Origin of the sequence: Streptomyces sp. NPDC048825, assembly GCF_043198355.1 — a bacterium.
GTDB lineage: Bacteria > Actinomycetota > Actinomycetes > Streptomycetales > Streptomycetaceae > Streptomyces > Streptomyces xiangluensis.
In genome coordinates, this window is sequence record NZ_JBICUR010000018.1 from 39,004 (window position 1) to 54,332 (window position 15,329).

Below are 15,329 nucleotides of genomic sequence, written 5' to 3' on the forward strand. Positions count from 1 at the left end.
TCGCGTCTCAGGCCTGGCTGTTCAGGACCCCACGCGGTCCCAGCCGCGGCGCGGGGCGCGGGCGCCGAGCTCGGTGTCGCGGCTGCGGTAGACGATGTAGGGGCGGGTCAGGTAGCCGAGCGGTGCGGTGAGCATGTGGACGAGCCGGGTGAAGGGCCAGGCCGCGAACAGGAGCAGGGCGCTGATCGCGTGCAGTTGGAAGAGCACCGGGGCGCCGGTCATCAGGTCCGGGTCGGGCTGGAAGTAGAAGATGGAGCGGAACCAGGGGGAAATGGTCTCGCGGTAGTCGTATCCCCCGCCGACGACGTTCGCGGCCACGGTGGCGGCCAGGCCGAGCACGATGGTGACGGTCAGGGAGACGTACATGGCCTTGTCGTTGCGGGTGGTGGCCGAGAACACCGGGCCGACGGTGCGACGGCGGTAGATCAGGATGGCAAGGCCGCCCAGCGTCGCGACGCCGGCGATGGTGCCGAGGACGACCGCGCCGATGTGGTACATGTCCTCGCTGATCCCGGCCGCCTCGGTCCAGCTCTTGGGGACGACCAGTCCGCCGATGTGGCCTAGGAGCACGACGAGGACGCCGAAGTGGAACAACGGGCTGCCGATGCGCAGCAGCCGGCTCTCGTAGAGCTGGGAGGAGCGCGTGGTCCAGCCGAACTTGTCGTAGCGGTACCGCCAGACGTGGCCGAGCACGAACACCGCGAGCGCCACGTACGGCAGCACGACCCACAGCAGGATGCCGCCGGTGCCGGCCTCGACCGCCAGGGTGACGGGCTGCGCGGGTGCGGTCATCGGGGACCTCCTACGACGGGATCGGGCAGGAACACGGGGGATGACGTGGGGGGCGCGTACGTGTCGAGGCCGACTTGTTCCTCGGGCGGGCCCTGGGCGGCGAGGCGCATGACGGCTGTGCGTTCGTCGCCGGCGAGGGCGGGCAGGGTGGCGGACACGGAGTCCAGGACGTGTGCCCAGGGCGACTTGGCGTCGCGCAGGGCGAGGCGCAGGAGTTCCAGGCCGGCGCGGTGGTCGGTGAGCAGCCGGGATCCGAGGGCGGGCTCGGCGGCGGCGAATTCGAGGACGACGGCGAGGTGGTCGGGCAGTTCGTCTTCAGTGACCCGCCATCCGGCATCGGCGTATGCCTGTTTCAGACTCAGCAGGGCGAGGCCGCGCTTTCGGGTGTCGCCGTGCGCGTAGTAGGTCAGGAAGAGGCAGCAGCGTTTGCGGTGGTCGAAGGTGGCGACGTAGTCGGCGGCCAGCTCCGGCAGCGGGGTGCGCCCGGCGTGTTCGGCGAAGTGCACGAGGGGCTGTGCGACGGCCTTCGGCTGGGTGGCGGCGACCTTGAGGGCCAGGGTGAGGCGGTCGGAGAGCTGGTCGTCGGGGTAGGCGAGCAGCAGCGACTGGGCCTGCCAGGCCAGAGAGTTACGGGCGTCAGCGGCGGCGGACTTCATGACGCGGAACCGTTCTCGTCGTCCGCACCGGGTGGGAAGAGGCCGGGAGGGGAGCCCTTGCCGTCCCAGTTGAGGAGGTTGACTCGGGCGGCCTTGTCGGTCGGGGCGGCGGGGGTCTCGGAGGTCTGGCGGTCGCGCAGGGCGTGGAAGTTCTCCACCGCTATCGGGGCGGCGCCGCCGGAGGCCTCGCCGAAGGGGCCGGAGCCGCCCATGCCGGGGCCGCCCTCGTAGTCCAGGCTGCACTCGGTCGCCAGCTCCTCCAGCTTGTGGGCCTGTTCGGCGTGGGCGGGCGGAATGACGTAGCGCTCGTCGTACTTGGCCAGGGCCAGCAGCCGGTACATGTCGTAGATCTGCTCGCCGGTCATGCCGACAGACTTGGGGATGGTGTCGTTCGGTTCGCGGCCGAGGTTGATGTCGCGCATGTACGAGCGCATGGCGGCCAGGCGGTGCAGGACCGCGTCCACCGGGGTGGGGTCCCCGGCGGTGAAGAGCTGGGCGAGGTAGTCGACGGGGATGCGCAGGGAGTCGACGGCGGCGAAGAGGTTGCGGTGGTCCTCGGCGTCCTGGCCGGTGTCGCGTACGGCGTCGACGACCGGCGACAGCGGCGGGATGTACCAGACCATGGGCATCGTCCGGTACTCCGGGTGCAGCGGCAGGGCCACCTTGTAGGTGTTGATCAGGGAGTGGACCGGGGAGCGCTGGGCGGCCTCGATCCAGTCCCGGGGGATGCCCGCCTGCTCGGCTGCGGCGACGACGTCCGGGTCGTTCGGGTCGAGGAAGACCTTCCGCTGCGCCTCGTACAGGCCCGTCTCGTCCGGGGTGGAGGCGGCTTCCAGGACGCGGTCGGCGTCGTAGAGGACGAGGCCGATGTAGCGCAGCCGGCCCACGCAGGTCTCGGAGCAGACGGTGGGCAGACCGACCTCGACGCGGGGGAAGCAGAAGGTGCACTTCTCGGCCTTGCCGGTGCGGTGGTTGAAGTAGACCTTCTTGTACGGGCATCCGGTGACGCACATCCGCCAGCCGCGGCAGCGGTCCTGGTCGACCAGGACGATGCCGTCCTCCTCCCGCTTGTAGATCGCGCCGGAGGGGCAGGAGGCCGCACAGGACGGGTTGAGGCAGTGCTCGCAGATGCGCGGCAGGTAGAACATGAAGGTCTGCTCGAACTCGAACTTGATCTTCTCCGAGACCTCGTTCAGCAGAACGTCCTGCTGGCTGGTCGCGGCCGATCCGCCGAGGTCGTCGTCCCAGTTCGCCGACCAGGAGATCTTCATGTCCTTGCCGGAGATCAGGGACTTGGGGCGGGCGACGGGTGTGTGCTCCTGGAGCGGGGCGTTGGTCAGGGTCTCGTAGTCGTACGTCCAGGGCTCGTAGTAGTCGTCGAGGGCCGGCAGGACTGGGTTGGAGAAGATCTGGATCAGCTTCTTGAACCGGCCGCCCGCCTTCAGTGCCAGGCGCCCCCGCTTGTTGAGCTCCCAGCCGCCCTTCCAGGTGTCCTGGTCCTCGTAGCGGCGGGGGTAGCCCTGGCCGGGGCGGGTCTCGACGTTGTTGAACCATACGTACTCGACGCCGGTGCGGTTGGTCCACGCCTGTTTGCAGGTGACCGAGCAGGTGTGGCAGCCGATGCATTTGTCGAGGTTCATCACCATCGCCATCTGAGCCATACAGCGTCCAATAGTGGCTTCGCCACGGGGCATGATCAGTACTCCACGTCCTGGTTGGCGCGGCGGCGGATGACGGTGACCTCGTCGCGCTGGTTGCCGGTGGGGCCGAGGTAGTTGAAGGCGTAGGAGAGCTGGGCGTAGCCGCCGATCAGATGACTGGGCTTGATCAGCAGGCGGGTCAGGGAGTTGTGGATGCCGCCGCGTCGGCCGCTGGTCTCCGTTCGGGGCACGTCGATGAGGCGGTCCTGGGCGTGGTGCATGTAGACGGTGCCCTCCGGCATGCGGTGCGAGACGACCGCGCGGGCGGCCACCACACCGTTTCGGTTGACGGCTTCGACCCAGTCGTTGTCCTTCACGCCGACCTTGGCCGCGTCCTGCGTGCTCATCCAGATCGTCGGCCCGCCCCGGGAGAGCGAGAGCATGAACAGGTTGTCCTGGTACTCGGAGTGGATCGACCACTTGTTGTGCGGCGTCAAGTAGCGGACTGTCACGCCGAGTTCGCCGACGTCCCCGAGGCGCGGCTCGTCGAACAGCGCGTCCATGTTCAACGGGGGCCGGTAGACGGGCAGTTGCTCCCCCAGCGCGGTCATCCAGTCGTGGTCGAGATAGAAGTGCTGGCGTCCGGTGAGGGTGTGCCAGGGCTTGAGGCGCTCGACGTTGACCGTGAACGGCGAGTAGCGGCGCCCGCCGGTCTCCGAACCGGACCACTCCGGGGAGGTGATGACCGGGACCGGAGCGGCCTGAGTGTCGGCGAAGGTGATCTGCTTGCCCTCGTGCTCGGCGGCCAGGTCCGCAAGTCGTGTGCCGGTGCGGGCTTCGAGGGTGTGGAAGCCCTGGGTGGCCAGGTGGCCGTTGGTGGTACCGGACAGCGCCAGGATCGCCTCGCAGGCGTGTACGTCCCGCGCGATCGAGGGCCGCCCGTCGGCCACTCCCCCGCGCACGGTGCCGTTCTTGTGGCGCAGGTACTCCAGCTCGCGGTCGACCTTGAAGGTGATGCCCTTGGTGGTGGCACCGAGGGAGTCCAGCAGCGGGCCGAGGGCGGCCATCTTCTCCACCACGGCCCCGTAGTCGCGCTCGACCGTGATGAGCTTCGGCATCGTGCGGCCGGGGACCGCCTCGCACTCCCCCGCCTTCCAATCCCGCACCTTCCCCCGTGGGTTGGCCATTTCGTCGGGGGTGTCGTGGAGCAGCGGCGCGGCGATCACGTCCGTACGGACGCCGAGGTGGCCTGCGGCCTGACGGCTGAACTCCTTGGCCAGGGTGTGGAAGGCGTCCCAGTCGGTGCGGGTCTGCCAGGGCGGGGAGATCGCCGGGTTGAAGGCGTGCACGAAGGGGTGCATGTCCGTGCTCGACAGGTCGTGCTTCTCGTACCAGGTGGCGGCGGGCAGGACGACGTCGGAGAAGACGGTCGTGCTGGTCATCCGGAAGTCCAGGGTCAGCAGCAGGTCGAGCTTCCCGGCCGGCGCCTCCTCCCGCCACACCACGTCCCGCGGACGGGCGTCCGGCGGTGCCTCGGTGGCACGCACCGACGCATCGGTGCCGAGCAGGTGCTTGAGGAAGTACTCGTTGCCCTTGGCCGAGGAGCCCAGCAGATTGGCCCGCCATACGGTCAGGACGCGCGGGAAGTTCTCCGGCGCGTCCGGATCCTCGCCCGCGAACCGCAGCCGCCCCGACTTGAGTTCCTCCACGATGTGCTCGCCGACCGGGCGGCCCGCGGCCTGTGCCTGGTCAGCGAGGTCGAGCGGGTTGCGGTCGAAGGTCGGGTACGAGGGCATCCAGCCCATCCGCGCGGACTGGGCGATGACGTCGGCCGTGGTCTTCCCGGCAAAGGGACCCCCTGCACCGGCCGCCGAGAGCGTGTCGGCCGAGAAGGGGTCGTAGCGGAATTGGTCGCTGTGCAGATACCAGTACGCGGTCTGGATCATCAACCGGGCCGGGCGGTTCCAGTCCGCGGCGGTCGCGATGGCCGAGTAGCCGGTGATCGGGCGGACCTTCTCCTGGCCGACGTAGTGGGCCCAGCCGCCGCCGTTGACGCCCTGACAGCCGGTCAGCGAAGTGAGGGTCAGGAAGGCCCGGTAGATGGTGTCGGAGTGGAACCAGTGGTTGGTGCCCGCCCCCATGATGATCATCGAACGGCCGCCGGACTCCTCGGCGTTGGCCGCGAACTCCCGCGCGATCCGGGCCGCCCGGCCCGCATCCACACCGGTGATCGCCGCCTGCCAGGCCGGGGTGTACGGCTCCGACGCGTCCTCGTACGACGACGGCCAACTGCCCGGCAGGCCCGGCCGGTTCACCCCGTACTGGGCGAGCAACAGGTCATACACCGTGGTCACCAGCCGCCCGGCCACGCGCCGCACCGGCACCCCGCGTCGCAGCCGCCCCGCGCTGCCGTCGGGCGCGTCGAAGCGAGGGAGGTCGACCGCGACCGGCGCCTCCTCACCGCCCTCGACGGACAGCTGGGGCCGGGTGTCGCCGAGGTCCAGGTTCCACTTACCGGCGCCGGCCTCGCCGAAGCGGTCGCCGAGGGTTCCGTTCGGGACCACCGGCCGGCCCGTGGCCGCGTCCAGCAGGACGGTGCGGAACTCGGCGTGCTCGGCCGCCGCATGCTCGCCACCGAGATCGGCGGCGGTCAGGAACTTGCCGGCTGTGTACGTTCCCGCCTCGCCTTCCTCCAGGGTCACCAGGAAAGGCAGGTCCGTGTACTTCTTGACGTAGTCGGTGAAGTACGGCGTGGCCCGGTCGACGAAGAACTCCTTGAGGATCACGTGCCCCATGGCCATGGCGAGGGCGCCGTCGGTGCCCGGCTGGGCAGGCAGCCACTCATCGGCGAACTTCACGTTGTCCGCGTAGTCCGGGGAGACCGCCACCACCTTCTGGCCTCGGTAGCGGGCCTCCGCCATCCAGTGCGCGTCCGGCGTCCGGGTCACCGGCAGATTGGAACCCCACATGATCAGATAGCCGGCGTCCCACCAGTCCCCCGACTCGGGCACGTCGGTCTGGTCGCCGAACATCTGTGGCGAGGCCACCGGCAGGTCGGCGTACCAGTCGTAGAACGACAGCATCGCGCCGCCGAGCAGCGAGTAGAACCGTGCACCGGCCGCGTGCGAGACCATCGACATCGCCGGGATCGGCGAGAACCCGGCCAGCCGGTCCGGCCCGTACTCCTTGATGGTGTGTACGTGTGCGGCGGCGACCAACTCCACCGCCTCGTCCCAACTCGCCCGCACCAGGCCGCCCTTGCCGCGCACCGCCTTGTAGCGGCGGGCACGCTCCGGGTCGGAGACGATGTCCGCCCAGGCCGCCACCGGGTCTCCGAGGCGGGCCTTGGCCTCCCGGTACATCTGCAGCAGTACGCCCCGCACGTACGGGTAGCGCACTCGCGTGGGCGAGTACGTGTACCAGGAGAAGGCGGCCCCCCGCGGGCAGCCCCGCGGCTCGTACTCGGGCCGGTCCGGCCCCACCGACGGATAGTCGGTCTGCTGCGCCTCCCACGTGATGATGCCGTCCTTGACGTACACCTTCCACGAACACGACCCCGTGCAGTTCACCCCATGCGTCGAGCGCACCACCTTGTCGTGCGACCAGCGGTCCCGGTAGAACTCGTCCGCCTGGCGCCCGCCCTTGCGGTGCAGGGTGCGCAGGTCATCGGAGACCTCCGCCCGGCTGAAGAACCGGCGGCTGCGCACCAGCGCCTCCGCCAGATCGCCGTCCAAGCCCGCCTGTGCCTGTTCGCCGCTGGTCTCGGTGCTCACCGTGCCACTCCACCCCGGGCGCACCGGGCACCCGTTCGAATTGTGATCGGTTCCGGCCGCTCACGACTCTACGACCGCTGTCCCCCGGAGGGTCAACAGCCACACCACGAACAACGCGGGGCTCGGTAGAGATCGCTTGCGTGCAGCGGCGGTTACCCCGGCTCCGCGCGGCCACTCCCGTGTGTGCAAAGCCCCGTACCTCCGCTCGGGCGGAGCGGGGGTACGGGGCGTGCATGGTGTGTTGCTGCCCTGGCCGGAGCCGGAGTGCGATCGGTCAGGCGGTCGGCCGGGACAGGGCGCCGCCCGCCTTCAGGCGCTCGGCCTCGACCGCTTCCCACTCTTCGGTGCTGAGATTGGCGAGTGCGGCCGGGAAGACACCGTCCTGTTCCTTGAGGATGTGATCGCGCAGCATGGCCATCGCTTCCAGCAGCCGGTCCGGCCAGGGCGGATCCGGGGGCGTGCCGCCGTCGGCGGCCTCGACCAGGACGGCCTCGATGCGGCGGTGCTCAGCCTCCAGAGCGGCGATCTGCTCAGGGAAGCCCCCGGCCATCGCGGGGAACAGCCCGTGCTCCTCCACCTGGGTGTGGGGGCCGAGCACGGTCGCGATCTCGCGAGCGACCTGCGCCATCCGGTCCACGTCACCGTCCCGGTGAGCGGGGCGGAGGTGGCTGATCAAGCGGACGACCTCGTCGTGCTCCCGGGTCAGCTCGTCGATCGACGCCAGAGACTGGCAGCCGCAGTACTCGCACACCGGTCTTCTCCCCGTCCTTGGTTCCCGTTTGTTCCGTCCGTGTGCCCTTACGCGGTGGTGCCGGCGGTGGTGCCGTGCCGGCGCCGGCGACCCGTGCGGGGCTTCCGCTCCCCGCCTTCGGCGGCCGCGCGGACGGCGGTGAGGGTGAAGCCCAGCGCTGCGGCGGCCACGATCGCGAGCAGGGCGAGGCCGATCGCGTACGACTCGTACGCCCCGTACAGCGAACCCATGACCAGCGGCGGCAGGAAGCCGCCCAGGCCGCCCGCGGCGCCGACGACGCCGGTGACGGAGCCGACCTGGTCGGCCGGGGTCAGCAGGGCCACCAGGGCGAAGGTCGCCCCGCTGCCGGCGCCGAGCGCGGCGGCCATGGCCAGGAAGGCGATGGTGCCCAGCGGTGCCAGCGACGGACCGAACGACTGCACGACCGCTCCGGCCACGACCACCGCCAGCGAGCCGGCCAGCACGCGGGCCGGGCCCATGCGGTCCGACAGCCAGCCGCCCATCGGGCGCATCGCCACGGCGAGGAGAACGAACCCGGCCATCCGGTTCGCGGCGTCGGCCTGGGTCAGGTCGTAGCCGGTCTTGAGGTAGGTGGGCAGGTAGACGGAGAACGCCACATAGCCGCCGAACGCGATCGCGTACAGCGCGGACGCCTGCCAGGTGATGGGCAGCCGGGCGGTGGCGGCCAGCCGGCGGGCCAGCGGCTCGGTCGGCACGGTGCGGCCGGGGGCGTCGCGCAGCAGCAGCGCGGCGGCCACAGCGTACGCGGCAAGGACGGCGGCCGTGATCAGGAACGGGGTGGCCATGCTGCCCGCGTCGACGAGCTTCACGGTGGTCAGGGCGCTGATGGCGGTGCCGCCCATGCCGGCGCCGAAGACGCCGATGGCGAGCCCGCGCCGCTCGGGCGGGAACCAGGCGTTGACCAGCGGCACACCGACGGCGAAGGCGGTGCCGCCGATACCGAGGAAGAACCCGCCGATCAGCAGGGCAGCCAGCGAGGAATGGCCGGCCAGGCCGAGGTAGAGCACCGGCACGATGGTGGCCGCCGACACGATCGGGAACATGATCCGTCCGCCGAACCGGTCGGTCAGCGCGCCCACCGGGATCCGCCCCAGCGAGCCGACCACGACCGGCACCGCCACGAGGAGTGACTGCTCGAACGACGACAGGTCGAGCCCGTCCTTGAACCGCGGGCCGAGCGGGCTGAGCAGCGCCCACGCCCAGAAGTTCACGGCGAAACCGACCGTGGCCAGGGCCAGCATCAGCCACGCCTGGCGCGACACCGGCGCACCCGGCGCCGGCACACCCGACGGTGAACTGCCGCTCTTCGACTTCGACGGCTGGACCATGTTGTCCGTCCCTTTCCTCGTGATGGTGGTACGGCGCCACCGGGCTCGCACGCGTTCCGCGGCTCCTTGCCTGCGGAACGGCGTCACGTCCCCACTGTCCGCATCAGGACTCGACCGAGGCATGGGCCATGAGTCCCTGCCGACGGACAGACGGTCCCCTGATCCGGACCCGGCAGTCCCTGCGTACTTCCTCCGTACGACCCCGGGTACCGCGTTGCCCGCACGGCTCACGCGGATCAACGGCCGCGATCGGCCGTCCTCGCGTCCCAAGAGGGCCGAGGGGGTAGGGCCGGTCGGCCCTACCCCCTCACCGCGACCGCGGAGACCATGGACGGATGTTCCAGAACGACGCCTTTCGCGCACTCGACCGGCAAGAGAGCCTGCGCCTGCTCGCCAAGGTGCCGGTCGGCCGCGTGGTCTACACCCGGCAGGCTCTGCCCGCGGTCCTGCCCGTCAACTTCTCCCTGGACACGGACGCCTCCGTCCTGCTGTGCAGCTCACCGGACTCGGACCTCGTACGCGCCATCGACGGCGTCGTGGTCGCCTTCGAGGCGGACGAGTTCGACGCGGCGACCCGGTCCGGCTGGAGCGTGGTCGTCACCGGCCGGGCCACTGTGGTGACCGATCCGGCCGAGCACGAACGGCTGTCGCAGGCCGGTCCCACGTCCTGGATGCCCCTGCGGGACCCGGTGGTCGTACGGATCGAGTCCGAGATGGTCACCGGACGCGAACTCAGGGGTACGCGCGGCACGCAGTGAGGCGCAGCCCGCAGCGGGCCGATGGGTTGTGGCCGGTCACCCGCCCGAGACCGCGTCACGGATGGTAGATGTCCCAGGTCGTCGACCTGGTGGGTGAGGGGTCGGCCGTCGGCCGGTCCGTGGTGCATGCGGTGGGATCCTGCGGCGGGAGCAACCGGTGGGTGCCGATCCGATCCGTCCCGAACCGCACGTCCATGTCCCTGGCGATGGCCAAGTCCCTTGTCATCCATGGCAGTTCCCGGTCGCTCAGGGGCGCGCCCGCGTACGCCGCCACAAGGACGCGGGTGCAGATGCCGTCCTGTCCGGCGGGAAGGCCCCTGGGGAACCCGACGGTACGGGTCCTGCTGCCGTCCGCGGACAGTCCGTAGCGCATGACGGACGACGTCTCCGTCTCCGTCCCCGTCTCCGTCTTCGTCTCCGTCGTCCTGGCCGAGAGGGTCCAGAACTCGACGTGCACATCGAGCGGTTGGCACAGCACCCGGACATCACCCGTGTGCTGTGCGCGGAGGACGACCGAAGCGTCCTCGTACGACGGGCCTGCCCCGTCGGCCGTCCCGCGGAAGGCCACCGCGGTGCGCAGCCATGCGGCCTGTTCCCGTCCCGACCACTGGCCGTCGTCGCGGCAGCCGCCGGCCTGCGCTTCCGCGGACACCTTCGAGCAGCCGGCCGCGAGCAGCGCGAGGGCCGCCGCGCACGCCGTCAGGGCTCCGTGGCGGAGGCGGGTCTGGGTGCTGTGCATGGTCTCCCTCGATCGGAACAGGGCAGGCCGCGGACATCGCGCGGCTCGGGCGGCGAGCAGTCTGCTCACGCCGCGCCCGCGGCGGGGGCCTCGATGGCCCGCTGTGTCCGTCCCGTGATCAAGGAGACGAGCCTGCGCCCTGCGGAGGGCGTGCCGTCCGTCTCGCACCAAAGGCCCCGATGGGCTCGGCGGGAGACGGTTTGCCGATGACCTGCGTCGTTTTCGGCGATTCGTAGCCGAAATTCCCAAACAGTTGAGCGCTTGTCGTCCTTTCTTCACGATTTGCCTTTCAAGTGCCCGACGGCGAGGCCTCGGGCCCCAGCGCTGCAGAAGCGAGTCCAGCATGGTGCGTGTCCGTGCATCCCTGTCCCAGCTGCCCGCCTACGTACCGGGCCGCAAACTGCCCGGTGCCGTCGTGCTGGCCAGCAACGAATCCCCGCACGGGTTGCTGCCGGGAGTGGCCGCAACCCTCGCGGAGGCCGCCGGCGGTGTGTCGCGGTACCCCGATCTGCACGCCGCCTCGCTCGTCGAGGCCCTGGCCGCGCACCACGGGGTCGAGCCGGACCGGATCGCGGTGGGCGCCGGTTCCTCCGAGGTGTGCGGGCAGTTGCTGCACACCGTCGTGGGGCCCGGTGACGAGGTCGTCTTCGGCTGGCGGTCGTTCGAGGCGTACCCGATCCTCACTGCCGTAGCGGGCGGTACGGCAGTGCGGGTGCCCCTGCGCGACCACGCCCTCGACCTCGACGCCATGGCGGCGGCGATCACCGCCCGGACCCGGCTGGTCTTCGTGTGCAACCCCAACAACCCGACCTCCACGGCGGTCGGCGCGCGGGCCCTGACCGACTTCGCGAACCGGGTGCCGCGGGACGTGCTGATCGTCGTCGACGAGGCGTACCGGGAGTACACCGATCCCGCCCGGATCCCCGACGGTCTCGCCCTCCTCGGCGACCGGCCGAACGTGGCGGTACTGCGGACCTTCTCGAAGGCGTACGGCCTGGCTGGGCTGCGCGTCGGCTACTGCGTCGCGCCGCCCGGGATCGCCGCGCACGTACGCCGGACCCAGGTGCCGTTCAGCGTCAGCGCCCTCGCCCAGCGGGCCGCCGTCGTCGCCCTCGGCGAAGGGGCGGAGGTCGTCCGGCGGGCCGCCCTCACGGTCGCCGAACGGGACCGGGTCACCGAGCGGTTGCGGGACCTCGGCCACGATGTGCCCGACTCCCAGTCCAATTTCGTCTGGCTGCCGCTCGGCGGCGACAGCGGGGACTTCGCCCTGCACTGCGCGGACGGGAAGGTCATGGTCCGCCCGTTCCGCGGCGAGGGCGTCCGGGTGACGATCGGGCTGCCCGAGGAGAACGACGCCCTCCTCGCGCTCGCGGCGAGCTGGAGAGGCTGACGGCCATGCGCCCCGGTCCCTACGAACGGCACCGCGAGCTGCTTCAGAGCATCGTTCGCGCGAGCGCCGCCGGTGAGTGCCGACGCCCCTTCACCGAGGCGACCGGCCAGGACGCGGCCGACGCGGGCATGAGGTCGACCCGCACCGCGGGAAAGGTGTTCCGCTCGCTGCTGGGACGGACCTTCGCCCTGCCACAGTCCGGCGAGCTCGGTCTTGTGCGCACGGAGTCGTCGCCGTACGGCGTCGGTCCTGCCATCGCCTACCCGCGCTGCGATCCCGCGGAGCTGGTCGCGGCGGCCGGGCGGGCGGCGGCCGGCTGGCGGGTGGCCGGGCCGTACGAGCGCGCCGAGCTGGCCGTGGAGATCCTGCGCCGGCTCAACACCCGCAGCCACGAACTGGCCCTCGCGGTGCACCACACCACCGGCCAGCCCCTCCAGGCGGCCTTCCGCTCCGCCGGGCCGCGTGCCCAGGACCGTGGCCTGGAGGCGGTGGCCCAGGCCTTCGCCGAGTCGGAACGTGTGCCGGTCGACTCGCACTGGAAAAGCGCCCAGCCGGGCCGGCCGCCGCGCGCGCTGAGGGGCACCTGCACACTCGTGCCCCGTGGGGTGTCGCTGCTCGTCGGCTGTCCCGACTTCCCGCTCTGGAACGGGTATCCGGGCCTGTTCGCCAGCCTGGTGACCGGCAACCCGGTCGTCGTGGCTCCGCACCCGCGCTCGGTACTGCCACTGGCGATCACGGTGCGGGTCGCCCGGCAGGTGCTCGCGGAGGCAGGTCACTCCCCGGACCTCGTGACCCTGGCCGTGGCGGAACCGGAGCGGCAGGTGCACCGGCGGCTGGCCACGGATCCGGCAGTGCGCATCGTCGACTTCACGGGCTCCGCGCGCTTCGCCGACTGGCTGGAACAACACGCCCACCAGGCCGCCGTGTTCGCCAACCGGACCGGGCTGAACACCGTGGTCGTGGACTCGACCGGCGACTACCAGGGCCTGGTACGGGGTCTCGCCCTCGCCTCGTGCCGGTGCAACGGCACGGTGCGTACCACGCCGCAGAACATCCTGGTGCCGGAGCGGGGCTTCAGCACCGACGAGGGGCACAGGACGCTGCGGGACCTCGGGGCCGACCTCGGTGACGCCGTGGTCCGGCTGCTCGGGCATCCCGCCCGCGCGGCAAAGGTGCTGGGTGCGATCACCGCCGACGAGGTGCGCGGCGCTCTGACGGAGGCCGCGCGGTGCGGCCCGGTCCTGCACGCGTCCGGTCCCGTGGCCCATCCCGACCACCCGTACGCCGATCTGCGCAGTCCGCTGCTGGTGCGGCTGCGCGCCTCGGACGAGCGTGTCTACACGCGCGAGTGGCCCGGGCCCATCTCCTTCCTGGTGGGCACCGACTCGACCTCGCACAGCCTGGCGCTCCTGCGCCGTACGGTGGCGCGGCACGGCGCGCTCTACGCCTCGGTGCACTCCACCGACCCGCTGGTGCTGGCGGCGGCCGAGACGGCGGCGCTGGACGCCGGGGTGCACCTCGTGGAGAACCTCGAGGACCTGCCCGCCGACCCGTCCTCGGCACTCGCCGAACTGCCGGGCGCGGACGCCCACTTCGTCACCGGCCGGTTCCGCGTGGTGCGCTCCCGGCGGCGCGCACCGGCGGCGGATCCCGTCCCGGCACCTGACCGTCTGGAGGTCGCCGCGGGAAGCCCTGCCGCCACCGCCGCACTGATCGACGTATGACCGCGCCGGTCCCTCAGTCCGTCCAGGTGGCGCCGCGCCCCCGCACCTCGTCGAAGACCAGCCAGGTGCGGGTGGAGCGCACGCCCGGCACCGCCTGGATGCTCTCCAGCACCACCTTGCGCAAAGCTAGGTTGTCCGGTGCGCGCACCAGCACCAGGACGTCGAAGTCGCCCGTGACGAGGGCGACATGCTCGACGTAGGGGATCTCGCGCAGTTCGCGGGAGATGTTCCGCCATGCGTTCTGGTCGATCATCACCGTCACGTACGCACTCGTGCCCAGGCCCGCCCGCTGGGCGTTGAGCTGCGCGGTGAAGCCCGTGATGACGTCCTCGGCCACCAGCCGGCCGATGCGCGTGTAGGCGTTGGCCCGGGAGATGTGCACCTGCTCGGCGAGGGCGCGGACCGAGATCCGGCCGTCCTCGAGGAGCCGGCTCAGGATCTGCCGGTCGATGTCGTCGAGCGGGACGGCAGTTCGTCCGGTCACTGCCCCCGGCAGGGCGTCTTCCTCGGACACTTTGTCCTCCCGGTCTCTTCGATTCGGCAGTTCGTCGCCTGTTCTGCCGAGCTATTGAACACATATTCCGCGACGGCGACCATTCTCCTGTCAAGTGTCCAGAGAAAGCGAGTGCCCTCCATGTCTGTGAAGAGCCTCCGCCAGACGGTGCAGGGCCTCCTGCCGTCCCTGTCGCCGGTGCGGTTCGTGGCCGAGGACGGCACACCGGTCGCGAAGCAGCCGGCCGACTACACCGAGCCCGAGGTCGAGGCCCTGTTCGAGGCCTGGCGGCGAATGGTCCTGGGCCGCCGGTTCGACACCCAGGCGACCGCCCTCACCAAGCAGGGCCGCCTCGCGGTCTATCCGTCCAGCCGCGGCCAGGAGGCCTGCCAGATCGGCGCCGTGCTCGCGCTGCGCCCGGACGACTGGCTGTTCCCGACCTACCGCGACTCCGTCGCCCTGGTGACCCGTGGCATCGACCCGGTCGAGGTGCTGACACTGCTGCGCGGCGACTGGCACTGCGGCTACGACCCCGCCGCCACCCGCGTCGCACCGCAGTGCACCCCGCTTGCCACCCAGGTGCTCCACGCCGTCGGCATGGCCGAGTCCCTGCGCCGCAAGGGCGAGGACGGCGTGGCGATGGCCCTCGTCGGGGACGGGGCGACCAGCGAGGGCGACTTCCACGAGGCGCTGAACTTCGCGGCCGTCTTCCGCGCCCCGGTCGTCTTCTTCGTGCAGAACAACAAGTACGCGATCTCCGTCCCGCTGGCCCGGCAGACCGCGGCGCCCGCCCTCGCCTACAAGGGCATCGGCTACGGGGTGCGCGCCGAGCAGGTCGACGGCAACGACCTGCTCGCGGTGCTGGCAGTGCTGACCTCGGCCGTCGAGCACGCCCGCGCCGGGAACGGCCCGGTCCTGGTCGAGGCGCACACGTACCGCATGGACGCGCACACCAACGCCGACGACGCCACCCGCTACCGGGAGGACGACGAGGTCGACCGGTGGCGGGGCGCCGACCCGGTCGACCGCCTGGAGACCTATCTGCGCTCGCGTGGCGCGCTCACCGACGAGGACGTGGCGGCGGTGCGGGAGGAGGCCGAGGAGCTGGCGGCGCGGGTGCGTGCCGGCATGAACGCGGACTCCGTACTGGATCCGCTGGAGCTGTTCGACCACGTATACGCCGATCTCACCCCGCAACTGCGGGAGCAGCGTGCCCAGTTGGCGGCCGAGCTCGCCGAATCCGCCCAGGCCCAGGAGGACTGAC

At 71.2% G+C, this 15,329-nt stretch carries 12 protein-coding genes; 4 read left to right on the forward strand and 8 right to left on the reverse strand.

Going from position 1 to position 15,329, the window contains the following annotated elements; translation table 11 throughout:
* Window positions 1-21: 21 nt before the first annotated feature.
* The 6 genes from narI to ACGFNK_RS34965 form a co-directional block, all read right to left on the reverse strand.
* On the reverse strand, window positions 22-792 hold the full coding sequence (gene narI / locus ACGFNK_RS34940; RefSeq protein WP_388677273.1) for a respiratory nitrate reductase subunit gamma: 771 nt from the start codon (window positions 790-792) through the stop codon (window positions 22-24).
* A complete protein-coding gene (gene narJ / locus ACGFNK_RS34945; RefSeq protein WP_393422431.1) occupies window positions 789-1,448 on the reverse strand; it encodes a nitrate reductase molybdenum cofactor assembly chaperone in 660 nt (219 codons plus the stop codon). Before narJ ends, narI begins: the two co-directional genes overlap by 4 nt.
* Window positions 1,445-3,142 (reverse strand): nitrate reductase subunit beta, encoded by a 1,698-nt coding sequence (gene narH, locus ACGFNK_RS34950; protein ID WP_393422433.1) that lies wholly within the window; start codon window positions 3,140-3,142, stop codon window positions 1,445-1,447. The genes narJ and narH overlap by 4 nt, the downstream gene beginning before the upstream one ends.
* 2 nt (window positions 3,143-3,144) lie before the next feature.
* The gene (locus ACGFNK_RS34955; protein ID WP_393422435.1) at window positions 3,145-6,861 is read right to left on the reverse strand and encodes a nitrate reductase subunit alpha; all 3,717 of its coding nucleotides are present in this window, start codon (window positions 6,859-6,861) and stop codon (window positions 3,145-3,147) included.
* A gap of 274 nt (window positions 6,862-7,135) precedes the next feature.
* The gene (locus tag ACGFNK_RS34960; protein WP_393422437.1) at window positions 7,136-7,612 is read right to left on the reverse strand and encodes a hemerythrin domain-containing protein; all 477 of its coding nucleotides are present in this window, start codon (window positions 7,610-7,612) and stop codon (window positions 7,136-7,138) included.
* Window positions 7,613-7,659: 47 nt separating this feature from the next.
* Window positions 7,660-8,961 carry an MFS transporter gene (locus ACGFNK_RS34965; protein ID WP_393422439.1) on the reverse strand — a complete coding sequence of 434 codons (1,302 nt, stop codon included), beginning with the start codon at window positions 8,959-8,961 and terminating at the stop codon, window positions 7,660-7,662.
* Window positions 8,962-9,296: 335 nt separating this feature from the next.
* Between ACGFNK_RS34965 and ACGFNK_RS34970 the strand changes: the two genes are divergently transcribed.
* On the forward strand, window positions 9,297-9,719 hold the full coding sequence (locus ACGFNK_RS34970) for a pyridoxamine 5'-phosphate oxidase family protein (RefSeq protein WP_393422441.1): 423 nt from the start codon (window positions 9,297-9,299) through the stop codon (window positions 9,717-9,719).
* A 55-nt stretch (window positions 9,720-9,774) separates the two neighbouring features.
* Here the strand turns inward: ACGFNK_RS34970 and ACGFNK_RS34975 are convergent, their stop codons facing one another.
* Window positions 9,775-10,458, reverse strand: coding sequence for a hypothetical protein (locus tag ACGFNK_RS34975; protein ID WP_393422443.1), 684 nt, complete (start codon window positions 10,456-10,458; stop codon window positions 9,775-9,777).
* 343 nt (window positions 10,459-10,801) lie between these two features.
* Here ACGFNK_RS34975 and ACGFNK_RS34980 point away from each other — a divergent pair, with 343 nt between their 5' ends.
* On the forward strand, window positions 10,802-11,848 hold the full coding sequence (locus tag ACGFNK_RS34980; protein ID WP_393422445.1) for a histidinol-phosphate transaminase: 1,047 nt from the start codon (window positions 10,802-10,804) through the stop codon (window positions 11,846-11,848).
* A gap of 5 nt (window positions 11,849-11,853) precedes the next feature.
* Window positions 11,854-13,572, forward strand: coding sequence for an aldehyde dehydrogenase family protein (locus ACGFNK_RS34985; protein ID WP_393422447.1), 1,719 nt, complete (start codon window positions 11,854-11,856; stop codon window positions 13,570-13,572).
* A gap of 13 nt (window positions 13,573-13,585) precedes the next feature.
* On the opposite strand, the gene ACGFNK_RS34990 is transcribed toward ACGFNK_RS34985, so the two are convergent.
* Complete coding sequence (locus ACGFNK_RS34990) at window positions 13,586-14,086, reverse strand: Lrp/AsnC family transcriptional regulator (protein ID WP_386350363.1); 501 nt, start codon at window positions 14,084-14,086, stop codon at window positions 13,586-13,588.
* Between the two features lie 120 nt (window positions 14,087-14,206).
* On the opposite strand from ACGFNK_RS34990, the gene pdhA reads away from it, so the two are divergent.
* The gene (gene pdhA, locus ACGFNK_RS34995) at window positions 14,207-15,328 is read left to right on the forward strand and encodes a pyruvate dehydrogenase (acetyl-transferring) E1 component subunit alpha (protein WP_393422449.1); all 1,122 of its coding nucleotides are present in this window, start codon (window positions 14,207-14,209) and stop codon (window positions 15,326-15,328) included.
* Window position 15,329 lies beyond the last annotated feature (1 nt).

Bases quoted from the DNA above. Each gene is read 5' to 3' on its own strand.
- ACGFNK_RS34975 (WP_393422443.1), bottom strand. From the start codon at position 10,458: ATGCACAGCACCCAGACCCGCCTCCGCCACGGAGCCCTGACGGCGTGC.
- narI (WP_388677273.1), bottom strand. From the start codon at position 792: ATGACCGCACCCGCGCAGCCCGTCACCCTGGCGGTCGAGGCCGGCACC.
- ACGFNK_RS34970 (WP_393422441.1), top strand. From the start codon at position 9,297: ATGTTCCAGAACGACGCCTTTCGCGCACTCGACCGGCAAGAGAGCCTG.
- pdhA (WP_393422449.1), top strand. From the start codon at position 14,207: ATGTCTGTGAAGAGCCTCCGCCAGACGGTGCAGGGCCTCCTGCCGTCC.
- ACGFNK_RS34985 (WP_393422447.1), top strand. From the start codon at position 11,854: ATGCGCCCCGGTCCCTACGAACGGCACCGCGAGCTGCTTCAGAGCATC.
- ACGFNK_RS34980 (WP_393422445.1), top strand. From the start codon at position 10,802: ATGGTGCGTGTCCGTGCATCCCTGTCCCAGCTGCCCGCCTACGTACCG.
- narH (WP_393422433.1), bottom strand. From the start codon at position 3,142: ATGCCCCGTGGCGAAGCCACTATTGGACGCTGTATGGCTCAGATGGCG.
- narJ (WP_393422431.1), bottom strand. From the start codon at position 1,448: ATGAAGTCCGCCGCCGCTGACGCCCGTAACTCTCTGGCCTGGCAGGCC.
- ACGFNK_RS34965 (WP_393422439.1), bottom strand. From the start codon at position 8,961: ATGGTCCAGCCGTCGAAGTCGAAGAGCGGCAGTTCACCGTCGGGTGTG.